Genomic DNA, 19,678 nt, shown 5'->3' with positions numbered 1-19,678 from the left:
GGGAAGCGGGGGAGTGACGGGCGATGCGTGAGATCCTTCCGGCGCTCGCCCGCTGGTACGCCGCCGGGGAGCCGTTCGGGCTCGCCACCGTCGTCGCGGTCGACCGCAGCGCACCGCGCGGCCCCGGTGCGGCGATGGCCGTGGGGCCGGGCGACGAGGTCGTGGGCAGCGTCTCCGGCGGCTGCGTCGAGGGCGCGGTCCTCGAACTGGCCAAGGAGGCCACCACCACCGGCCGGGCCCGGACCGAGACCTTCGGGTACGGCGACGAGGACGCCTTCGCCGTCGGGCTCACCTGCGGAGGGGAGATCACCCTTCTCGTGCGCCCCGTGACGGCGGCGCGCGACCCCGCCTTCGGGGCGGTCGCCGCATCGGTCGCCGGGCACCGGCCGGTGGTGGTGGCCACCGTGGTGGACGGGCCCGCCCCGCGCGGCGCCTCCCTCGCGGTCTGGCCGGACACCGTCGGGGGATCGCTGGGCGCGAGCGGCCTGGACGCCGCCGTGACCGCCGACGCGCGCGGGGAACTCGCCCGGGGCGCCACGGGCCTGCGGCACTACGGCCCGCACGGCGAACGTCGCGAGGACGACGTCGCCGTGTTCCTCCAGTCGTTCGCCCCACCGCCCCGGATGCTGGTCTTCGGTGCGATCGACTTCGCGGCGGCGATGGCACGGATCGGCGCGTTCCTCGGGTACCGGGTCACCGTCTGCGACGCCCGCCCCGCCTTCGCCGACCCGCGCCGCTTCCCGGACGGCGCTGAGGTCGTCGTCGACTGGCCGCACCGGTACCTGAGCGGCACGGAGACCGACGGGCGGACCGTGATGTGCGTCCTCACCCACGACCCCAAGTTCGACGTCCCGCTGCTGGAGGTGGCGCTGCGCACCCCGGCCGCGTACATCGGGGCCATGGGCAGCAGGCGGACCCACGAGGAACGGCTCGCACGGTTGCGCGGTACCGGCCTCGGCGACGCCGAACTGGCGCGGCTGCGCTCACCGGTCGGCCTGGACCTGGGCGCCCGTACGCCGGAGGAGGTCGCCGTCTCGATCGCGGCGGAGATCGTCGCACTGCGCTGGGGCGGCACCGGCCTTCCGCTCTCGGACACGTCCGGGGCGATCCACCGGCCGCGCCCCGGACCCGCGTGACCTCCCGGAACCCGGCCGTCGGCACCCGGCACGTCTGCGGACCCCGGCCGCCCCGGGGCCGCGTGGCCCCGGGGCGGCCGGGCCGACGAGGAGGGGCGGGCGCGGAGGTGAGGGTGTGGAGGGGCGGGCGCGGCCCGTGCCTCCACATCCGTCCGCACGCCGGTGGAGCGCCGGGGGGAGCGCCGGGGATCAGCCGGTGGCGCCGAAGTGCCGCTCCACGATCGCCGCGGCGTCGGTGCCGCGCGGCAGGATGCCGTACTGGTGGCCGCGGCCCTCGCCGAGCCGGGCGGCGACGAACGCCTCGGCCGACGCCGTGGGGGCGTGCCGGAGCATCAGCGACGCCTGCAGGGCCAGCGCCATGCCCTCGACCGTGGCACGGGCCCGGGTCTGCGCGGCGAGCGGGTCGCCCAGATCGTCCGCGAGCTCCCGGCGCACCCGGTGCACATGTGCGTCCAGCACGTCACTGGCGCCCGCCGTGGTGTCCAGCTCGGCCCAGAAGGCGTCCAGCGACTGCGGGGTCCTGGCGATGCCCCGGAGCACGTCGAGGGCGATGACGTTGCCGGACCCCTCCCACACCGCCATCACCGGCTGTTCGCGGTAGCGGCGGGCCAGCGGCCAGTCCTCGGTGTAGCCGTTGCCGCCCAGGCACTCCAGCGCCTCGTAGGCGTGGTGCGGGCCGCGCTTGCAGATCCAGTACTTCGCCACGGCGGTGGCCAGCCGACGGAACATCGCCTCGGACCCGCCGCTGTCGCTCTCGTACGCGTGCGCCAGACGCAGCGAGGTCCAGGTCGCCGCCTCCGTCTCCAGCGCCAGATCGGCCAGGACCGCCGCCATGGCCGGCTGGTCGGCCAGCCGGGCGCCGAAGGCGCTGCGGTGCCGGGCGTGCCAGATCGCCTCGGACACCGACTGGCGCATGCCCGCGGTGGTGCCGAGCACACAGTCCAGCCGGGTGTGGTTGACCATCTCGATGATGGTCGGCACACCGCGGCCCGGCTCGCCGACCCGGACCGCCCAGGTGCCGTCGAACTCCACCTCGGAGGAGGCGTTCGACTTGTTGCCGAGCTTGTTCTTCAGCCGCTGGACGCGGATGGTGTTGCGGGTGCCGTCGGGCAGCACCCGCGGGACGAGGAAGCAGGTGAGCCCGGCCTCGGCCTGGGCCAGGACCAGGAAGGCGTCCGACTGAGGGGCGGAGAAGAACCACTTGTGGCCGGTCAGCAGATGGGTCCGGCCCTCGGGGTCGGAGGCCAGCGGGACGGCACGGGTGGTGTTGGCGCGGACGTCGGAGCCGCCCTGCTTCTCCGTCATCCCCATCCCGAACGTCAGCCCGGACTTCTCGCCCGGGGCGATCGACCGGGGGTCGTACGAACGGCTCAGCAGGCCCGGCAGCCACTCCCGCCCCACGGCCGGATCGCGCTGCAGGACCGGGACCACGGCGTGCGACATGGACATCGGGCAGGCGTGACCGGGCTCGACCTGGGCGAACAGCATGAACGAGGCCGCCCGTGCCACCGCCGCTCCGGGCTTCGGGTCGGCCCAGCCCGCCGTGTGCGTCCCGTGCGCCACGGCCGCGCCGATGACCTCGTGGTAGGCGGGATGGAACTCGACCTCGTCGACCCGGTGGCCGTAGCGGTCGTGGGTCCGCAGCACGGGCGGCGAGGTGTGGGCCAGCTCCGCGGAGGTCTGGAAGCGCTCGGAGCCGACCAGCGCGCCGATCCCGTGCAGCTCCGGCTCGTGCCAGGCGGCGCCGAAGGTGCGGACGGCCTCGACGAGCGGCGGGTTGGTGCCGTACTCGTCGAGACCGGTCCTGGGCGGAGCCTGGTTGGTGACCTCGTGGGTGGGGTGCGGCGCAGGGGCCGTGGCCCCGGGGCCGGTCCGGTGCTCGGTGACGGTCATGTGGTCCTGTCCTGGGTCGACGGGGTGGGCGGCGGTCGGGCCGTACTCAGAAGCTCGTGGCGCCGACCGCCCTGAGGCACAGCATCGTGATGCCCTCCACGACCGGTGCCGGGTCGGTCCGCACACCGACCGGCGACAGCGGGCCGATCAGCGCCTCACCGACCGCGCCGATCACGGCGGCGGCCGACAACCGGGCGTTCTGCGGGGGGAGTTCACCTGCGGCAATACCGGCGACGATGATCGTCTCGGCGAGGTCGTGATAGCCGCGCCGGTAGGTCAGCCGCTCCTCCTCGACCAGCGGGTCGACCGGCTCGGCCAGCAGCGCCCAGGCCGTACGGGGAGCGCGCAGGGCACGGTACGAGAAGACCTCGACGAGGGCGCGCAGCTGCCCGGCGGCCCCCTCCCGGTCCCGCACGGCCTCCCGCACCGCGCCGAGCTCGTGGCCCGCGACGTGCCGGAAGACCGCGGCCAGCAGCTCCTGCTTGGAGGCGAAGTGGTTGTACACGCTGCCGGTGGAGACACCGGCCCGCCGGGCGAGCGCGGACACGCCGGCCGCCGCGTAGCCGCCCTCGGCCAGCAGCTGCCGGGCCGCGTCGAGCAGCCGCTCGCGGTGTGCCAGCCGGGTCGCCTCCGTGCGGGCGGTGGGTCGGTAGGCCACGATGATCTGAACCTCGATTCATATCTTCGGTCCTCCACTCAACCACCGTCGGCCGCCCGGCGCAATGGTCCTGCGGCGGGCGCCGGGGAGCGGTCCTTGCCCCGGCCGGGCCGGAGCCCCGCGGCGGCTTCGGCACCCCGGGGGGCACCCCGGCACCGGTGTGCCGCGGGGGTGACTCCCGGGCGTCGGCCCCGGTTCACCCGGCCGTTCCGGAATCGGGAAATCCTCCTGGCGGCGGCACCGCGGTCCGGGCCACGGGACACTGCCGCCCCGCACGAAGGAGAACCACACCCATGTACCGCCCCGTGCCCGAATGGGCCGACCCCCAGGTGCCCGCGGAGTCGCTCGACCCCCAGGGACTCAGCCGCCGAGGGCTGATGCGCCGTGCCGGCCTGTTCGGAGCGGCCTTCGCCGCCGCCTCGCTGCCGGTGCCCGCGCTGGCCGACGGACGGGGGAACCGACCCCACGGAAACGGGCACGGCGGAGGGAACGGGCACGCCCCCGACCTGGTCTACCTGGTCGGGGACCACCACAACCACTCCGTCTACAGCCACGACGCCAAGTACACCTTCTCCCAACTGGCCTCGGCGGGACAGAAGTTCGGCCTCGACTGGATGGTCTTCACCGAGCACAGCAACATCGGCCACGCCGAGTTCGGCGCCGCGCTGGAGCACCGGGAGATCCTGAGGGCCCGCGCCGAGAACAGGCGCATGCTGATCTTCCAGGGGCTGGAGTGGTACATCCCCGGCGCCGAGCACTGCACCGTCTTCTCGCCGCCCGGACGGCACGAGGTCGATCTGCTCACCCGCTTCGAGGAGGCCTTCGACGGCAAGCTGCTCGGCTACACGGCCGGCGCCCCGACGCATCCCGACACCCCGCGCAACGAGGCGCACGCGATCAAGGCCCTCAAGTGGCTGGCCGAACAGCGCCGCACCCGGTACGTCGACGACGTCCTCGTCCTCGCCAACCACCCCATGCGACTCGGCATCGACTCCCCGCACGAGATGCGCGGCTGGCGCGACGCCGCCCCCGAGATCATGATCGGCATGGAAGGCGCCCCCGGCGCCCAGGCCGGCGCGATCCCGGGCTGGCACCCGGACACCAGCGTCCGCGGCGAGTACACGAATTCACCCTCCGCCGACTCCTGGCCCGGCTACCCGCGCGAGGCGTACGTCACCTACGGCGGCTTCGACTGGGCGACCGCGACCGTCGGCGGCCTGTGGGACGCGATGCTGGCGGAGGGCAAGCTCTTCACCATCACCTCCAACTCCGACGTCCACCGCGTCGCCCGGGACACCTGGGTCAACGGCGCCTGGCCGCCCGGCCAGGACTTCGACAGCACCGGCCGCCTCCCCGACCCGTACGACACCACCGAGCCGCAGCCCGGCGGCGACTTCTGGCCCGGCCAGTTCAGCCGCACGCACGTCGGCGTCACCCGGTACGGCTACCGGCACGTGATGGAGGGGCTGCGGGCCGGCCGGGTCTGGGTCGACCACGGCCACCTCGTCGACGGCATCGACGTCAAGGTGCGCGGCGAGCGCGGCAACAGCGCCACGCTCGGCGGCCGGCTGCGCGCCCGGCGCGGCGAGCGGCTCACCCTCACCGTCACGGTGACCGCGGCCTCCCGCCGCAACCCGTACGGCGTGCTGCCGCGCCTGGAGCACGTCGACGTCATCCGCGGCGCGGTCCGCGGCCCGGCCGCCGACCGCGACGACTGGCACGCCCCGGACACCCGGGTCGCCCACACCGCCGACGTGTCGGGGCGCCGCGGCACGTACACCCTGCGCATCCCGGTCGGGCGCGCGGAGGAGTCGTTCTACCTGCGGCTGCGCGGCAGCGACGGCAGGCGCCACGGGGCGGGGTTCCTCGGCGCGGCGATCGACCCGCACGGTCCGCTGCCGCACGAGCCCGGCCGGGGCAACCCGTGGCTCGACACCTGGTTCTACACCAACCCGGTCTTCGTGGACGTCGTGCGCTGAGCCCGCCGTCCGGAGCCGCCCGGGTCCGGTCCGGTGGGACAGGCACCCGGGCGGCTCCGGCCGCGCTCAGGCGTCCAGCGCCGCGGAGACCACGGCCTTCGCCTCCTCCTGGACCCGGGCGAGGTGGTCGCCGCCCAGGAAGGACTCCGCGTAGATCTTGTAGACGTCCTCGGTGCCCGAGGGACGGGCGGCGAACCAGGCGTTCTCCGTGGTCACCTTGATGCCGCCGATCGGCGCGCCGTTGCCCGGCGCCTCGGTGAGCACGGAGGTGACCCGCTCCCCGGCCAGGGTGTCGGCCGTGACCTGCTCGGGGGACAGCCGGGCGAGAACCGCCTTCTGCGCGCGGTCGGCGGGGGCGTCGATCCGGGCGTACGCAGGTTCGCCGAACCGGGCGGTGAGCGCCGCGTAGCGCTGGGACGGGGACTCGCCGGTCACCGCGAGGATCTCGGAGGCGAGCAGCGCCAGGACGATGCCGTCCTTGTCGGTCGTCCACACCGAACCGTCACGGCGCAGGAACGACGCCCCGGCGGACTCCTCGCCGCCGAAGCCGAGCGAGCCGTCCATCAGCCCGTCCACGAACCACTTGAAGCCGACGGGCACTTCGACCAGTTCGCGGCCGAGGTCGGCGGCGACCCGGTCGATCATCCCCGACGAGACCAGCGTCTTGCCGACCCCCGCGGAGGCCGGCCACCGGTCTCGGTGCGCGTACAGGTGGCCGATGGCGACGGCGAGGTAGTGGTTCGGGTTCATCAGCCCGGTGTCCGGGGTCACGATGCCGTGCCGGTCGGCGTCGGCGTCGTTCCCCGTCGCGATCTGGAACCGGTCCCGCTGCTCGATCAGCGACGCCATCGCGTACGGCGAGGAGCAGTCCATCCGGATCTTCCCGTCCCAGTCCAGCGTCATGAAGCGCCAGGTGGGGTCCGTCAGCGGGTTGACCACGGTCAGGTCGAGCCGGTGCTCCTCGGCGATGCGGCCCCAGTACGCGACCGAGGCGCCGCCCAGCGGGTCGGCGCCGATGCGCACCCCCGCCGAGCGGATCGCGTCCAGGTCGAGCACCGACGGCAGGTCCGCCACGTAGGAGCCGAGGAAGTCGTACGTCCCGGTGGTCGACGCCGCCCGCGCACGGGCGTACGGCAGCCGGCGCACGTCCTTCATGCCGTCGGCGATGATCTCGTTGGCCCGGTCCTGGATCCAGCCAGTGGCCTCCGATCCGGCCGGTCCGCCGTTCGGCGGGTTGTACTTGAACCCGCCGTCGCCGGGCGGATTGTGGGACGGGGTGACCACCACGCCGTCGGCGAGCCGCGACGTCCTGCCCCGGTTGTGGGCGAGCACCGCGTGCGACACCGCCGGCGTCGGGGTGTACCCGTCCGCCGGGTCGACGAGCACGGTCACGTCGTTGGCGGCGAACACCTCCAGCGCGGTGACCCGGGCCGGTTCCGACAGTGCGTGGGTGTCGGCCCCGAGGAACAGCGGGCCGTCCGTGCCCCGGCGCGCCCGGTACTCGCTGATGGCCTGACTGGTGGCGGCGATGTGGTCCTCGTTGAACGCGGTGGCCGTGGACGACCCGCGGTGGCCGGAGGTGCCGAACGCCACCCGCTGGTCCGGTTCGGCCGGATCCGGACGCAGGGTGTAGTACGCCGTCACCAGCCGGGCCACATCGGTGAGATCCTCCGGCCGGGCCGGCTGTCCAGCTCGTTCGTGCGGCATCTGCCCACTCCTCCGTATCGATCGGTCGCTGTGATCTTCCCCGCCACATCTTCGCGGGTGGCCCGTGCCGCCCGAAGACCGCCCCGCCGCGGAGCCGGGCGGCGCGGGGACGCCCGACGGCGGGTCAATCCCGTGGAGCCACCGGGCCGCTCCGGCATATGTTCGTCCACGACGACGGGCGGTTCACCGAGGACCGCGCGACCCGGCGGATTTCCGGCCGGACCAGGAAGGACGAGATGGCATCGAACAAGCCCGCACCGAGCGACGGCGTACGGCTGCGCAGGGCCACCGCAAAGGACGCCGGGCCGCTCACCCGGCTCTTCCTCGCCTCCCGCGCCGCGGCCATGCCGTATCTGCCGAAGGTGCACAGCGACGAGGACACGCTCGCCTGGATGACCCATGTGGTCCTGCCCGGGACGACGGTGTGGGTCGCGGAGGCCGGCGCCGGGAACGGGACGGGGCCGGGGGAGCCGCTGGGGTTCGTCTCCGTCGACGGGGCCGAGCTGGAGCACCTGTACCTGCGTCCCGACGCGCGGCGCCGGGGCATCGGATCGCTGCTGCTGGACCGGGCGCGCCGCTCCTCGCCCGGAGAACTCACGCTGTACGTCTTCCGGCGCAACACCGACGCGCGGGCCTTCTACGAACGGCACGGCTTCACCGCGATCGCGTTCGACGACGGCGGCCGCAACGAGGAGCGGGAGCCGGACGTCAGGTACCGGTGGACGGCTGACGGCTGACGGGAACGGCGGACAGCTGGGGGCGAACGGCTGACGGCCCGCTCGTCAGGCCGTCCGCACCGCCGGACGAGCGGGCCGTCCGGCGGTGCGGCGGGGGCGCACCAGGATCGCGGAGGGCCGGGGGCTGCGGCACAGTGGGCACATGGACGACCTGAATGCCCTCGCCGACGAGCACCTGGCCGCCGCCCGCGACTCCGCGCACGGCCGCAGCGCCCACCGCCTGCTGCACGAGGAACCCCTGCGGCAGACCGTCATCGCCCTCACCGCCGGTTCCGCCCTCGACGAGCACAACGCCCCCGCCGCGGGCTCCCTCCAGGTGCTCCGCGGCAGGGTCCGGCTCACGGCGTCCTCCGGCGACGCGGAGCTGGGCTCCGGAACGCTCCATCCGATCCCGCAGGAGCGGCACGGGCTGCTGGCGCTGGAGGACGCCGTGGTGCTGCTGACCACCGTCAACGAGTGACGGCCCCGGCCCGCGCCTCGGAGGCCGCCCGCACCCGCTCCAGGATCCACAGCGCCAGGCTGCCCGCGGCGAGCGCCCCGCCCAGCAGGCCGATTCCGTTCCAGCCCGCCCGCGACCACACCACCGAGGCGAGCGCGGCCCCGGCCGAACCGCCCAGGAAGAACAGCGTCATGAACGCGGAGTTGATCCGGCTGCGGGCCTCCGGACGGAGCGCGTAGATCACGTTCTGGGCGCTGTTGAGCCCCGCCTGCTGGGCGATGTTCAGCAGGATCACCCCGACCGTCAGCCACAGCAGCGACGACCCGCCGGCCAGCATCGGCAGCCAGGAGAGCGTGAGCAGCACGGCCGCCGCCCCCGACACCACCTGCACCCGGCCCCGGTCGCTCAGCCGGGCCGCGACGTTCATGCCCACCACACCGATGACGCCCACCAGGCCGAAGAGCCCGATGGCGGCGGCGTTCCAGCCGAAGGGGGCCCGGCTCAGCAGGAACGTCAGCGCGGTCAGCTGCACGCTGTACGAGGCCATGGAGAAGGCGCCGACGGCCGCCCGCCGGCGCAGCACGGGCTCGTGCCGCAGCAGGGACAGCGTGGAGCGCAGCAGTCCGGTGTACGGCATCCCGGCCGCGTCGCCCGACCGGGGCAGCCGGGGCAACCGGTGGTGCAGGAGCACCGCCATGACCGCCATGAGCAGCGCGTTCACCCAGTACACGGTCCGCCAGCCGCCCAGCTCGGACAGCGCGCCCGAGGCCAGCCGCCCGAACAGCCCGCCGAGCAGGACACCGGACATGACCACGCCGACGACCCTGCCGCGCTCGGCCGGGGCCGCGAGGGCCGCCGCGAACGGCACCACGACCTGCGCCCCCACGGAGGCCAGCGCGGTCAGCAGGGTCCCGGCGATCAGCAGCGGGCCGGTCGGGGCGGCGGCCGTCGCCAGGAGGAAGAAGGCGGTCAGCGCGAACAGGCCCACGGCGAGCCGCCTGCGGTCCAGGACGTCCCCGAGCGGGACGAGCAGGATCAGCCCCAGCGCGTATCCGGCCTGCGCGGCGGTCACGACCATTCCCGCCGCGGTGGTGCCGATGCCCAGGTTCAGCTCGATGAGGTCGAGGAGCGGCTGCGCGAAGTAGTTCCCGGCGCAGGAGAGACCGGCGGCGAGGGCCATCAGCAGGACCAGGTCGCGGCCGAGCACGGGCGGTTCGGGAAGGGCGCGGGCAACGGCCCGGCCTCGGGTCACGTGGGTGGAAAGAGCCATGCGCCCAGCGTCGGGGAACCACCATTCATGAGTCCAACACATGTTTTTCATTTCATCGATCGTGGTTCACGATGGATGGATGGAACTTCAGCAGATGCGGTACGTGGTCGCGGTGGCCGAGCTGGGCAGCTTCACGCGCGCCGCGAAGAGGTGCCTGGTCGTCCAGTCCGCGCTGAGCCATCAGATCGCCCGGCTGGAGAAGGAGTTGGGGGCCCGGCTCTTCGACCGCACCAGCCGCCGGGTGCGGCTCACCGCGGCGGGCGAGGCGTTCCTGCCGGAGGCCCGGCAGGCGCTGGACGCGGCGGAGCGGGCCCGCGCCGAGGTCGCCGCGACGGCGGGGGAGGTCCGCGGGCGCCTCGCGGTCGGCTCCATCCCGACCGTCTCCGCCGTCGACGTCCCGGCCGCGCTGCGGGCGTTCCACCTCCGCTACCCGAAGGTGCACATCGTCCTGCGGGACGGGGCGAGCAAGGACCTGGTCCAGGAGGTGCGGGACGGGACGCTCGACGTGGCGTTCCTGGGCGTGCTGCCGAGCTACCGGCCCAAGGGGGTGGGCGACCACGAGCTGAGCACCGGCGAACTGGTCGCCGTGGTCGCCCCCACCCACGCCCTGGCGGGAAGGACGGAGGTGGGCCTGGACCGGCTGGCGCAGGAGATGTTCGTCGACTACCCCGACGGCACCGCCGCCCGTGCGCAGTCGGAGGAGGCGTTCGCGGCGATGGGACTCTCCCGCGAGGTGGCGTTCGAGGTCAGCGGCACCGACTTCATCGTCCGGCTGGTCCGCAGCGGGCTCGGCATCGCCATGCTCCCGGCCGCCTTCGCGGCGGGCCTGAGCGGTGTGCGCGTACTGCCCGTCCGCGACGCGCCCGCCCGGACGGAGCGGCTGGTCTGGAGCCGGTTCCGCCCCACCCCGGCAGCCGCGGCGTTCCTCACCGGCCTCGGCATCGACACGAACACCGGGGCCTGAGGGGCGTGTTCACGCCGTCTCCGCCGGCCCCTCCACCGGAGCGGTCGCCGAGGGATGTCCCGGCGGTCCACTGGGCAGGTACAGGTGTACGAGCCCGGGGCAAGGGGCGGGCCGGACGGCGGCGAGGAGCGTGTGACGTGAGGGAGCGGACCGTGTGGCAGTTCTCGGACGACCGTGGGCAGTTGGCGACCGCCGACCGTCGCCCGAGGCGGGTCCTGGCCTATGTGCAGGCCGGTGCGACCCTCTGGGACCACGGGATACGCCCGAGCGGGCTGTTCGGCTCGGACCACGACGACCGCGCCGTGCCGGACGCTGCGAAGACCGGATCGTTGCCGTCGGCCGGGATCGCCTACCTGGGCGCCGGCAGCACCCTGGACGTGGACACCCTGCTGCGCGACGGGCCCGACCTCGTCGTGGCCGTCAGTTATGGCGGCGGTCATGTCTACGGGCTCGCGCCGGAGACCGCCAAACGCCTGGAGGAGCAGGTCCCGGTCGTCGTCGTCGACGTGGGCCGGGCGCGCACCTTCGCGGAGATCGGCGACCGGTTCGCCCGGCTGGCCCACTCGCTCGGTGCGAAGGAGCCCGCGACGGCGACCCGGGAACTGGACGCGGCCCGGGACCGGCTGCGCACGCTCGCCGCCGGCCCCCGGGTCCTCGCCCTCTCCCCGGCCGGGCAGGAGCAGGTCCACCTCGCCCGCCCCCGCACGTGGCCCGAGCTGCGGGTGCTGGCCGAGCTGGGCGTCGACGTCGTCGAGCCGGCCGAGGGACCCGGAGCGAGCTGGTCCACGGTCGACTGGGCGCAGGCCGCGGATCTGCGTCCCGCCGTCGTGCTCGCCGACGTCCGGTCCAACGCCGCACCGCTCGAGGGGCTCCGGACGAACGCCGACCGGACGGCAATCGAGCGGGCCGCGCGGGTGGTGCCGTGGAACCCCGAACCGGTCTGCAGCGCGCGGGCCCACGCGCACTTCCTGACCCTGGTGGCCGACGCGCTGGAGGCCGCCCGGCACTGAGCACGGCCCGCCGGCCGCCCACCCCCGCCCCGTCTCCGTACCGCGACGCGTACGGCACCGGAACACACCCCGGGCCGTGCCCCTGAAGCGCGCCCCGGACCGAGTCCCCCGGCCCTCGGAGAGCCGGGGGACCCTGCCTGCCGCCCCGGAGCCCCCGACCGCGACCCGACCGCCGTCCCCGGCGATCCGGCACTGTGACCACCCGCGTCCGGTCCGGCGGCCCCGACGGGACCGGCGGCGCCCTTGTGCTGCGGATACGGGCCCGGGGCGGGCGGATCGAGGTGTCCGCCGACGACCGGCCGTCGGCGCGACCACCACCCGCCCCGCACACGGCAGGATCGGACTCGACGTGTTCGGGGCCGCGCCGCCTGCCAGGACACCTTCGCCACCGCACTCCAGGAGACCTCACGCCCATGCTCGACAGACTCGACCCGCTGGTCATCGGCGAATGCGTCGCCGACATCGTCCGGCTGCCGGGCACGCCCGACCGGGTCCACCCGGGCGGCAGCCCGGCCAACGTCGCCCACGGCCTGGCCCGGCTCGGGCACGACACCACCCTGCTCACCCAGCTCGGCCCGGACGACAACGGGCGGCTGATCAGGGACCACCTGACCGGTGCCGGTGTCGAGGTGCGCACGGACGACGCCACGGCCGCCACCCCGTCCGCGGCCGTGACCCTGGACGCCGAGGGCCGGGCCACGTACACCTTCGAGTTCACCTGGACGCTCGGCCCGGTCGCGCTGGACCGGACACCGCACCACGTCCACATCGGCTCCGTCGCGGCGGTGATGGAACCGGGCGCGACGACCGTCCTCGGCGCCGTCGAATCGCTGCGGGCCTCCGCGACCGTCAGCTACGACCCCAATGTGCGGCCCGGACTGATGGGGGACCACGGGGCCGCAGTGCGCAGGGTCGAACGGTGCGTCGCGCTCAGCGACGTGGTCAAGGCGAGCGACGAGGACCTGGCATGGCTCTACCCGGGGCGGGAACCGGGGCGGGTCGCCGAGCGGTGGCTGGCCACCGGCCCGGCCCTCGTCCTGGTCACCCGGGGCGGCGACGGCGCGCTGGCCGTGCTGCCCGGCGCACGGGTGGCGGTCGACGCCCTGCCCGTCCAGGTCGTCGACACGGTGGGGGCGGGCGACGCGTTCATGTCGGGCGCCCTGCACGCCCTCGCCGCGCACGGACTGCTCGGCGCCGAGGGCCGGGAGCGGCTGCGCGCGACGGACCGGGACGCGGTGGCCGACGTCCTGCGCCACGCGGCGGCCTCCGCCGCGGTGACCGTCTCCCGGGCCGGTGCCAACCCGCCGGACGCGGTGGAGCTGGCGGCGGCACTCGACCGGGCCTGAACCCCTGGACGCCGCCTCGCCCGTCCCCGTGGCGGCGTGCCGTGCGCACGGCACGCCGCCCTGCTGCGATCGGGTGAAAACACTCACCAATATGCGCGCAACCGTTCGACTCGCCAGGAGTGTCAATGACCCGTTCGGGTAATTGGCCGCATCCTCCTCGGGGCTACTGCCGTTCGACAACCAGTAGGCATGATCGATTACGGAGGAGGGGGCGGAACATGGCGCGGGTCGACATGGGTGTCGTCGTGACGGGACTGGGGCTGGTGACGCCCGCGGGCGCGGAGGAGCACACCTTCTGGGAGGGGCTGTGTGCCGGGGTGTCCGTGGCCCGCAGCTGCGACGAACTGGCCGGGCTGCCGGTCGACTTCGGCTGCCCGGTGGACGGGATCGACCTGGACCGGGCCGTCGGCGGGCGGGCGGTCTGGCGCATGGCTCGGTTCGTGAAGATGGCGCTGGTCGCCGCGCGCCGGGCGGTGGCGGACGCCGGCCTCTCGCCCGAACGGTGGAACGGCGACCGGGTCGGGGTGGTGCTCGGCGTCGGGGTGGGCGCGGTCTCCGTCCTCGTCGACAACGTGCGCCGGCTCGACGACGGCGGACCGGAGGCGGTGTCGCCGCTCCTGGTCCCGATGATGATGCCCAACGCGGCCGCCGGGGAGGTGGCCATCGCCCTGCGGGCGCACGGCCCCAGCATGGCGCCGGCGACCGCCTGCGCGTCCGGGGCGACGGCGATCGCCGTCGCCCGCGACCTGCTGACGAGCGACCGGTGCGACGTGGTGGTGGCGGGCGGCGCGGAGGCCGTGCTGACCCCGCTGGTGGTGAGCGCCTTCGCGGGAATGGGCGCGCTCTCCCTGCGCGGGGACGACCCGGCGGGGGCCTCGCGGCCGTTCGCCGCCGACCGGGACGGCTTCGTGATCGGTGAGGGGGCCGCCGTGCTCGTACTGGAGCGCACGGGCGACGCGCTCGCCCGCAGCGCCCGCCCGCGCGCCCTGCTGACCGGCGCGGGCTCCAGCACCGACGCCCACCACCCCACGGCCCCGGCCCCGGACGGCGGCGGCGCGCGCCAGGCCGTCGAGTCCGCGCTGGCGGAGGCGGGCTGGGCACCCCACGAGGTCGACCACATCAACGCGCACGGTACGTCCACGGTGCTGAACGACGCGATGGAGACCACCCTGATCGCGTCGCTCTTCCCCCACCGCCCCTCGGTGACCGCCCCCAAGGGGGTGCTCGGGCACACCCTCGCCGCGGCCGGGGCGATCGAGGCGGCCGCCACCGTACTGACCCTGGAGCACGGCCTCGTACCGCCCATCGCCAATCTGGACTCGCTGCCCGACGGGTCGGAGCTGGACTGCGTGGTCAAGGAGCCCCGCCCCCAGCACGTCGAGCGGGCGCTGAGCCACTCCTTCGGCTTCGGCGGGCACAACGTCGTGCTCGCCTTCCAGCGGTTCGCCGGGGACGGTTCGCCGCGTACGGAACCGGGTGTCCTTGCCGTTGCTTGATCGTTATATTTTCATGACCGCAACGATCGACAGTCCCTCCACCGAACGGTCCACGGAACTGCTCACCGGTGTCCTCCTCGGCGCCGACTTCCGCCGGGAGCACGGTTTCTGGCAACGACTGATCAGTACGGAACCGTTCCGCCGTCCGGACCTGCGCACCCCCGAGGAGCGTCTGGCCCTCGTGTACGAGCGGCTGCGGGTCCTCAACGACTGCCTGGACAACGGCGCCCGGCCGGCCGCCGACCCGCGCGCACTCGCGGCCCTGCACGAGTGGCTCGGCCCGGTCGACCCGGCGCTCACCACGGTGGCCGGAATCCACTACAACCTCTTCCTCGGCAGCCTCCTCGACCACGGGGGCGACACCCCCCGCGACCTCTCCGACTTCCTCCGGCTGCGCAGCGTCGGCACCTTCCTCTGCACGGAGGTGGCGCACGGCAACGACGCCGCGGCCGTCGAGACCACGGCCTCCTACGACCGCGGACGCGACGGGTTCGTGCTGCACACCCCGCACGCCGGGGCCCAGAAGTTCATGCCCAACACCAGCCCGGTCGGCGGCCCCAAGGCCGGACTCGTGGCGGCCCGGCTGCTCGTCGACGGGGACGACCACGGCGTCTTCCTCTTCCTCGTACCGCTCACCGACGCCGTACGGACCCTGCCCGGCGTGCGGGTGCGCCGGCTGCCCGCCCGCACCGGCAGCCCCGTGGACCACTGCCTCACCTCCTTCGACCGGGTCTTCGTGGAGCGCGCGGCGCTGCTCGGCGGGGAGCACGGACGCATCGGTGACGACGGGGAGTTCAGCAGCGCCGTCACCAACCGGAGGCGTCGCTTCCTTGCCTCGATCGGCCGGGTCACCTCCGGCAAGATCTCGATGACCGCCTGCGCGGTCGGCTCGGCCCGCGCGACGCTCGCCGTCGCCGTCCGCTACGGCGGCCACCGGTACATCTCGGGCCCCCGCGGCTCGCAGCGGGTGCCGGTGATCGCCCACCGCAGCCACCACGCCCCGCTCGCCCGCGCCATGGCCACCGTCTTCGCGATGAGCCTGCTGCACCGCAGGGCCCTGGACCGCTGGGAGCGGGCGGAGCGGGAGGAAGGGGGAGAGCGGCGGGAGGACGCGGAGCGGCTGGTCGCCGTCGCCAAGGGATGGATCACCTGGCAGGCGAGGTCCGTGATCGTCGAGTGCCGGGAACGCTGCGGGGCCCAGGCACTCCTGGAACACAACGGCATGAGCGAACTGGTCACCGGGGTGGAGGGCGCCGTCACCGCCGAGGGCGACAACGTGGCCATCCACGCCAAGGCGGCTGCCGAGATGCTGTTCGCCGCCCCGCCGACCGGGCGCGACGCTCCCCCCGGCGCGCCGGCCGGCACGCTCGACGACCCCCGCTTCCTCGGCGGGCTGCTCGCGGAGCTGGAACGGATCTGGTTCGCACGGGCCAGGGAACGGATCGGCCTCGCACCGCAGGGCGACCCGCTGGCCCGTTGGAACGCGGCGTCCGGGCCCGCGCTGCGCGGGGTCGAGGCGCACGCCCACAGGCAGGCGGCCGAGGCGTACGCGGAGGCGGTGGCCGCCCTGCCCCAGGGGTCCGCCAGGGACCGACTCGGCGAACTGCAACGGCTGTTCGCGCTCGACGTCGTCGCCCGCAACAGCGGGGACCTGCTGGCCGCAGGGCACTTGACGGTCAGTCAGGTCAATGAACTGCCGGATGCGCTGGAGGCGCTCGTCGTCGCCGTCGCCGCCCGACTGCCGCTCCTCGTCGACTCCTTCGCGCTGCCGCCGGAGGTGCTGGCCGACTGGCCCATCGCCGGTGCCGACTACTTGGACGCGTACGACGATCCGGCGGCCTCCTGGCACACGGACGGGGACCGGGCGACGGTCGAGGGGGAGCGATGAGGGGCGTGACAGCAATGGGAACACCTGTGCGCCCCTGCCGGGTCCGAGGGGTCGCCGGGGCCCTCGGTGTCCGTGTTGTCCTGCTGGTCTTCTGGGGTACGGCGGCGGTCCTGGCCCGGTGGTGCGGGGGGTGCGGGGAGGGTGGTGCCGAATCGGTTCGGCACAAGGCGTAACTGGAGACACTCCACCCAGTTGATTCGGCGTCGGGACGATGCTCCGCCGGACCCGGCAGCCGGACCGAAAGACGGCCGGACGACGGCCGAACGACGAAGAGGAAGATCATGAGTGCGATTCATCCCAAGATCACCGAGGTGCTGACGCACACCTTCAAAGTGCCCGTCGGCGAGATCCGCCCGGATTCCACGATGGACAGCCTGGAGATGGACTCCCTGGCCGTCGCCGAGTTCGCCGTCCTCCTCAGGGAGACCGCCGAGGCCGACCAGGACTTCGACCGGCTCCCCAAGGACGCCACCCTCGCCGACATCACCCGGTTCATCGGGGCGGCCGGCGGCGGGGCGCTGGTGGTCGGCGAGAGCGCGATGAGCAGCGCCCGATGAACAAGCCGGCCATCGCCGTCACCGGCCTGGGCATGATCACCCCGGTCGGCAACGACACCGAGTCCACCTGGAACGGCGTGTGCGCCGGCATCTCGCCGGCCCGCACCGTCGCGGAGCTGGAAGGGTGCGAGATCGACTTCGCCTGCGTCGTCGACGGCATCGACCTGGACGCCGCGATCGGCGGCCGTGCGGCCTTCCGTATGGGGAGGTACGTGAAGTTCGCCGTTCTCGCCGCCCGGGAGGCGGTCGCCGACGCCGGACTCGACCCGGCCCGATGGGAGGGCGGCCGGGTCGCGGTGGTCGTCGGCACCAGCAGCGGGGGCTCGGCCTCACTGACCGAGCAGGCCGTGGTGTTCGACCGGTCCGGGGCCGGGGCCACCTCCCCGGCGGGCATCCTGCTCACGATCCCGAACATGCCCGCCGCCGAGATCGCGATCCAGCTGAAGGCCACCGGGCCCAGCCTGGCACCCTGCACCGCCTGCTCGTCCGGCGCCACCGCCCTGTCCGTCGCCCGCGACCTGCTGGCCACCGGCCAGTGCGACATCGCGATCGCGGGAGCCACCGAGTCGATCGTCTACCCGGTGGCCATGGCCGGGTTCGCCAGATCCGGGGCCGGGGCCCGTAAGGACGGGGACCCCGCCCTGCTCTGCCGGCCCTTCGCGGCCGACCGGGCAGGGCTGGTCATGGGCGAGGGCGCCGCCGTCATGGTGCTGGAACGGGCGGACGACGCCCGTGCCCGGGGCGCGGCGCCGCGGGCCCTGCTGGCCGGCACCGGCGCGACCACCGACGCCCACCATCCCATCAGCCCGCACCCGTCCGGCGCGGTCGCCCAGGCGGCGGTGGAGGCCGCGCTGCGCGACGCGGGCTGGGCGGCCGAGGACGTCGAGCACGTCAACGCCCACGGCACGGCGACCCCGGCCAACGACGCCACCGAAGCCGCCCTCATCGCCCGGGTCTACCCCCACCGGCCCCCCGTCACCGCGCCCAAGGGCGTACTGGGGCACTGCATGGGGGCGGCCGGAGCGATCGAGGCCGGGCTGACCGTCCTCACGCTCCAGCGCGGTGTCGTACCGCCGATCGCCAACCTGGACGCCCCGGCGCCCGGGTTCGACATCGACTGCGTCACCAAGCAGCCCCTGCGGCGGACCGTCCGGCGTGCCGTCAGCCATTCCTTCGGATTCGGCGGGCACAACGCCGTGCTCGCCCTCCAGCGTCCGTAGTCGGCAGGCAGGTGGTGCGCCGGGACAGGGAACCGGCGCACCACCGGCCGCACCGCCCGCGAGCTGCGCAGAGACCCGCGACGGCCGGCCGGGGCCTGCCGCGGGGTTCCGCGACCGGCTCGTGGTGCTGAAACAGGGGCGGAGGGCGGCCGTCGGCACCCCCCTCGGACGTGATCACCGAGGAACTGACCGCCGACCTCCGCCGGGGCACGGCACGCACCCCGGACGGGGACGCGACGGGAGGGCGGAGCCCGGTACGGCACGGGCCCGCCCTCCGGCGGCTCTCCGGCGCGGCCGTCGGCCGCGGTGCGCGAGACGGTCAGCGGCGGCGTCCCCGGCCGAATTCGCCTCCCATGTCCTTGCCGCCGGTCTGCGTGTCGTCCGTGTAGTCGATCTGCTCCTTGCGGAGTTCGGCGGAGACCTCCTTCTGCTCGGTCACCTTCTTGGTCTCCATGCGCACCCGCTCCACGGGAACGGTCTCCTTGCGGGTGGTGGCGCGTTCCGCGTGCAGGGTGACCTCGACGTCCTGCTCGCGGATGTCCGCGCGCCCCGCCGTCCTGTCACCGGGCTGCAGCGGCTCACGGACCAGGCGCACCTCCTCGTGCGTCACGGGCACGGTCCGGGTGACGTGCTCGGTGACCACGTACTTGTGCAGCCGGGCCTTCCCGCTCTCGTACTCCTCGGTGCCGACGTGCAGCTGCTCCTCGGAGCGGATCATCTCCTCCCTGCCGCTCAGGTCGGCGGCGGAGCGTTCGGAGCCCGCCCCGGCGCCGACGAGCGGACGGGAGGTGCCGGCCGCTCCGGTCTCGCGGTGCCTGCCCTGCCCCGGGCCGGTGCCGGACATGCCGGACGCGGTGGTACGGGCCGTTCCCGTGCCGGAGGCGGTGGCGTCGGGCATGGGCGTCCGGCCGGTCCCGGTGGTGCGCCCGGTCCCGGCCGCGCCCATGGCGCCGGTTCCGGCCGCTCCCGCCGTGCCCGTGCCCGTGGTGCCGGTCCCCGTCCGGTCGCCGAACGCGGTGGCGGTGTTCCTGGGGAGGCCGTAGTGGTTGTAGAGCTCTTCCTCCTCCGCCACGGACAGATGCGCGTCCGCGTCCACCCGGGGTGCTTCCTTGACCCGGTCCTTCGGGTGCGAGATGTGCAGGTCGGACCCCACCCGGCGGGCCCCGGCCAGCGGGACGAAACTCTCCTTCATGCCGAACAGACCGGTTTTCACCGTGATCCAGTCCGGACGGCCGGTGTTGTCGTCGACGTACACCCGGCCCACACTGCCGACCTTCTCACCGTCGGTGTCGTACACCGTCAGGCCGTCGAGCTCTCCGGAATCCGTGAAACCGTCAGCGGCTCCCATGACCGATTCCTCCTCGCCCGGGCGCGTCCT

General features: G+C 74.3%; 16 protein-coding genes. 11 read left to right on the top strand and 5 right to left on the bottom strand.

What is annotated here, in order from left to right; all coding sequences use genetic code 11:
• Positions 1-23 precede the first annotated feature (23 nt).
• Positions 24-1,136 carry an XdhC family protein gene (locus ACWCXX_RS05905; RefSeq protein ID WP_451124724.1) on the top strand — a complete coding sequence of 371 codons (1,113 nt, stop codon included), beginning with the start codon at positions 24-26 and terminating at the stop codon, positions 1,134-1,136.
• Positions 1,137-1,325: 189 nt separating this feature from the next.
• On the opposite strand, the gene ACWCXX_RS05900 is transcribed toward ACWCXX_RS05905, so the two are convergent.
• Together ACWCXX_RS05900 and ACWCXX_RS05895 are read right to left on the bottom strand one after the other, a co-directional pair.
• Positions 1,326-3,029 (bottom strand): acyl-CoA dehydrogenase family protein, encoded by a 1,704-nt coding sequence (locus ACWCXX_RS05900; protein WP_451124722.1) that lies wholly within the window; start codon positions 3,027-3,029, stop codon positions 1,326-1,328.
• A gap of 46 nt (positions 3,030-3,075) precedes the next feature.
• Positions 3,076-3,687: a TetR/AcrR family transcriptional regulator gene (locus ACWCXX_RS05895; protein ID WP_451124720.1), complete on the bottom strand. Its 612-nt coding sequence runs from the start codon at positions 3,685-3,687 to the stop codon at positions 3,076-3,078.
• 293 nt (positions 3,688-3,980) lie between these two features.
• Here ACWCXX_RS05895 and ACWCXX_RS05890 point away from each other — a divergent pair, with 293 nt between their 5' ends.
• The gene (locus ACWCXX_RS05890; protein ID WP_451124718.1) at positions 3,981-5,666 is read left to right on the top strand and encodes a PHP domain-containing protein; all 1,686 of its coding nucleotides are present in this window, start codon (positions 3,981-3,983) and stop codon (positions 5,664-5,666) included.
• Between the two features lie 66 nt (positions 5,667-5,732).
• Here ACWCXX_RS05890 and pgm read toward each other — a convergent pair whose 3' ends face one another.
• Entirely contained in the window at positions 5,733-7,373 is a 1,641-nt protein-coding gene (gene pgm, locus ACWCXX_RS05885) for a phosphoglucomutase (alpha-D-glucose-1,6-bisphosphate-dependent) (protein WP_451124716.1), read from the bottom strand.
• Between the two features lie 236 nt (positions 7,374-7,609).
• Between pgm and ACWCXX_RS05880 the strand changes: the two genes are divergently transcribed.
• Together ACWCXX_RS05880 and ACWCXX_RS05875 are read left to right on the top strand one after the other, a co-directional pair.
• On the top strand, positions 7,610-8,110 hold the full coding sequence (locus ACWCXX_RS05880; protein ID WP_451124714.1) for an N-acetyltransferase family protein: 501 nt from the start codon (positions 7,610-7,612) through the stop codon (positions 8,108-8,110).
• Positions 8,111-8,252: 142 nt separating this feature from the next.
• Positions 8,253-8,570: a cupin gene (locus ACWCXX_RS05875; RefSeq protein ID WP_451124712.1), complete on the top strand. Its 318-nt coding sequence runs from the start codon at positions 8,253-8,255 to the stop codon at positions 8,568-8,570.
• Here ACWCXX_RS05875 and ACWCXX_RS05870 read toward each other — a convergent pair.
• Positions 8,560-9,819, bottom strand: coding sequence for an MFS transporter (locus tag ACWCXX_RS05870; RefSeq protein ID WP_451124710.1), 1,260 nt, complete (start codon positions 9,817-9,819; stop codon positions 8,560-8,562). The genes ACWCXX_RS05875 and ACWCXX_RS05870 overlap by 11 nt on opposite strands.
• Positions 9,820-9,898: 79 nt before the next feature.
• Between ACWCXX_RS05870 and ACWCXX_RS05865 the strand changes: the two genes are divergently transcribed.
• The 7 genes from ACWCXX_RS05865 to ACWCXX_RS05835 all read left to right on the top strand — a co-directional run bounded on the left by ACWCXX_RS05865 (position 9,899) and on the right by ACWCXX_RS05835 (position 18,300).
• The gene (locus tag ACWCXX_RS05865; RefSeq protein ID WP_451124708.1) at positions 9,899-10,783 is read left to right on the top strand and encodes a LysR family transcriptional regulator; all 885 of its coding nucleotides are present in this window, start codon (positions 9,899-9,901) and stop codon (positions 10,781-10,783) included.
• 137 nt (positions 10,784-10,920) lie between these two features.
• On the top strand, positions 10,921-11,793 hold the full coding sequence (locus tag ACWCXX_RS05860; protein WP_451124706.1) for an ABC transporter substrate-binding protein: 873 nt from the start codon (positions 10,921-10,923) through the stop codon (positions 11,791-11,793).
• Positions 11,794-12,206: 413 nt separating this feature from the next.
• Complete coding sequence (locus ACWCXX_RS05855; RefSeq protein WP_451124704.1) at positions 12,207-13,139, top strand: carbohydrate kinase family protein; 933 nt, start codon at positions 12,207-12,209, stop codon at positions 13,137-13,139.
• Positions 13,140-13,357: 218 nt separating this feature from the next.
• Positions 13,358-14,635 carry a beta-ketoacyl-[acyl-carrier-protein] synthase family protein gene (locus tag ACWCXX_RS05850; protein ID WP_451124702.1) on the top strand — a complete coding sequence of 426 codons (1,278 nt, stop codon included), beginning with the start codon at positions 13,358-13,360 and terminating at the stop codon, positions 14,633-14,635.
• 13 nt (positions 14,636-14,648) lie between these two features.
• Positions 14,649-16,523: an acyl-CoA dehydrogenase family protein gene (locus ACWCXX_RS05845; RefSeq protein WP_451124700.1), complete on the top strand. Its 1,875-nt coding sequence runs from the start codon at positions 14,649-14,651 to the stop codon at positions 16,521-16,523.
• A 281-nt stretch (positions 16,524-16,804) separates the two neighbouring features.
• Entirely contained in the window at positions 16,805-17,080 is a 276-nt protein-coding gene (locus ACWCXX_RS05840; RefSeq protein ID WP_451124698.1) for an acyl carrier protein, read from the top strand.
• Positions 17,077-18,300: a beta-ketoacyl-[acyl-carrier-protein] synthase family protein gene (locus ACWCXX_RS05835; RefSeq protein ID WP_451124696.1), complete on the top strand. Its 1,224-nt coding sequence runs from the start codon at positions 17,077-17,079 to the stop codon at positions 18,298-18,300. The genes ACWCXX_RS05840 and ACWCXX_RS05835 overlap by 4 nt, the downstream gene beginning before the upstream one ends.
• A gap of 319 nt (positions 18,301-18,619) precedes the next feature.
• Here the strand turns inward: ACWCXX_RS05835 and ACWCXX_RS05830 are convergent, their stop codons facing one another.
• Positions 18,620-19,648: a DUF2382 domain-containing protein gene (locus ACWCXX_RS05830; protein ID WP_451124694.1), complete on the bottom strand. Its 1,029-nt coding sequence runs from the start codon at positions 19,646-19,648 to the stop codon at positions 18,620-18,622.
• Positions 19,649-19,678 lie beyond the last annotated feature (30 nt).

The sequence above is a fragment of the Streptomyces sp. NPDC001732 genome (genome assembly GCF_053596315.1).
The sequence above is the reverse complement of the archived record's forward strand: the minus strand, read 5'-3'. Positions and strand labels throughout refer to the sequence as shown.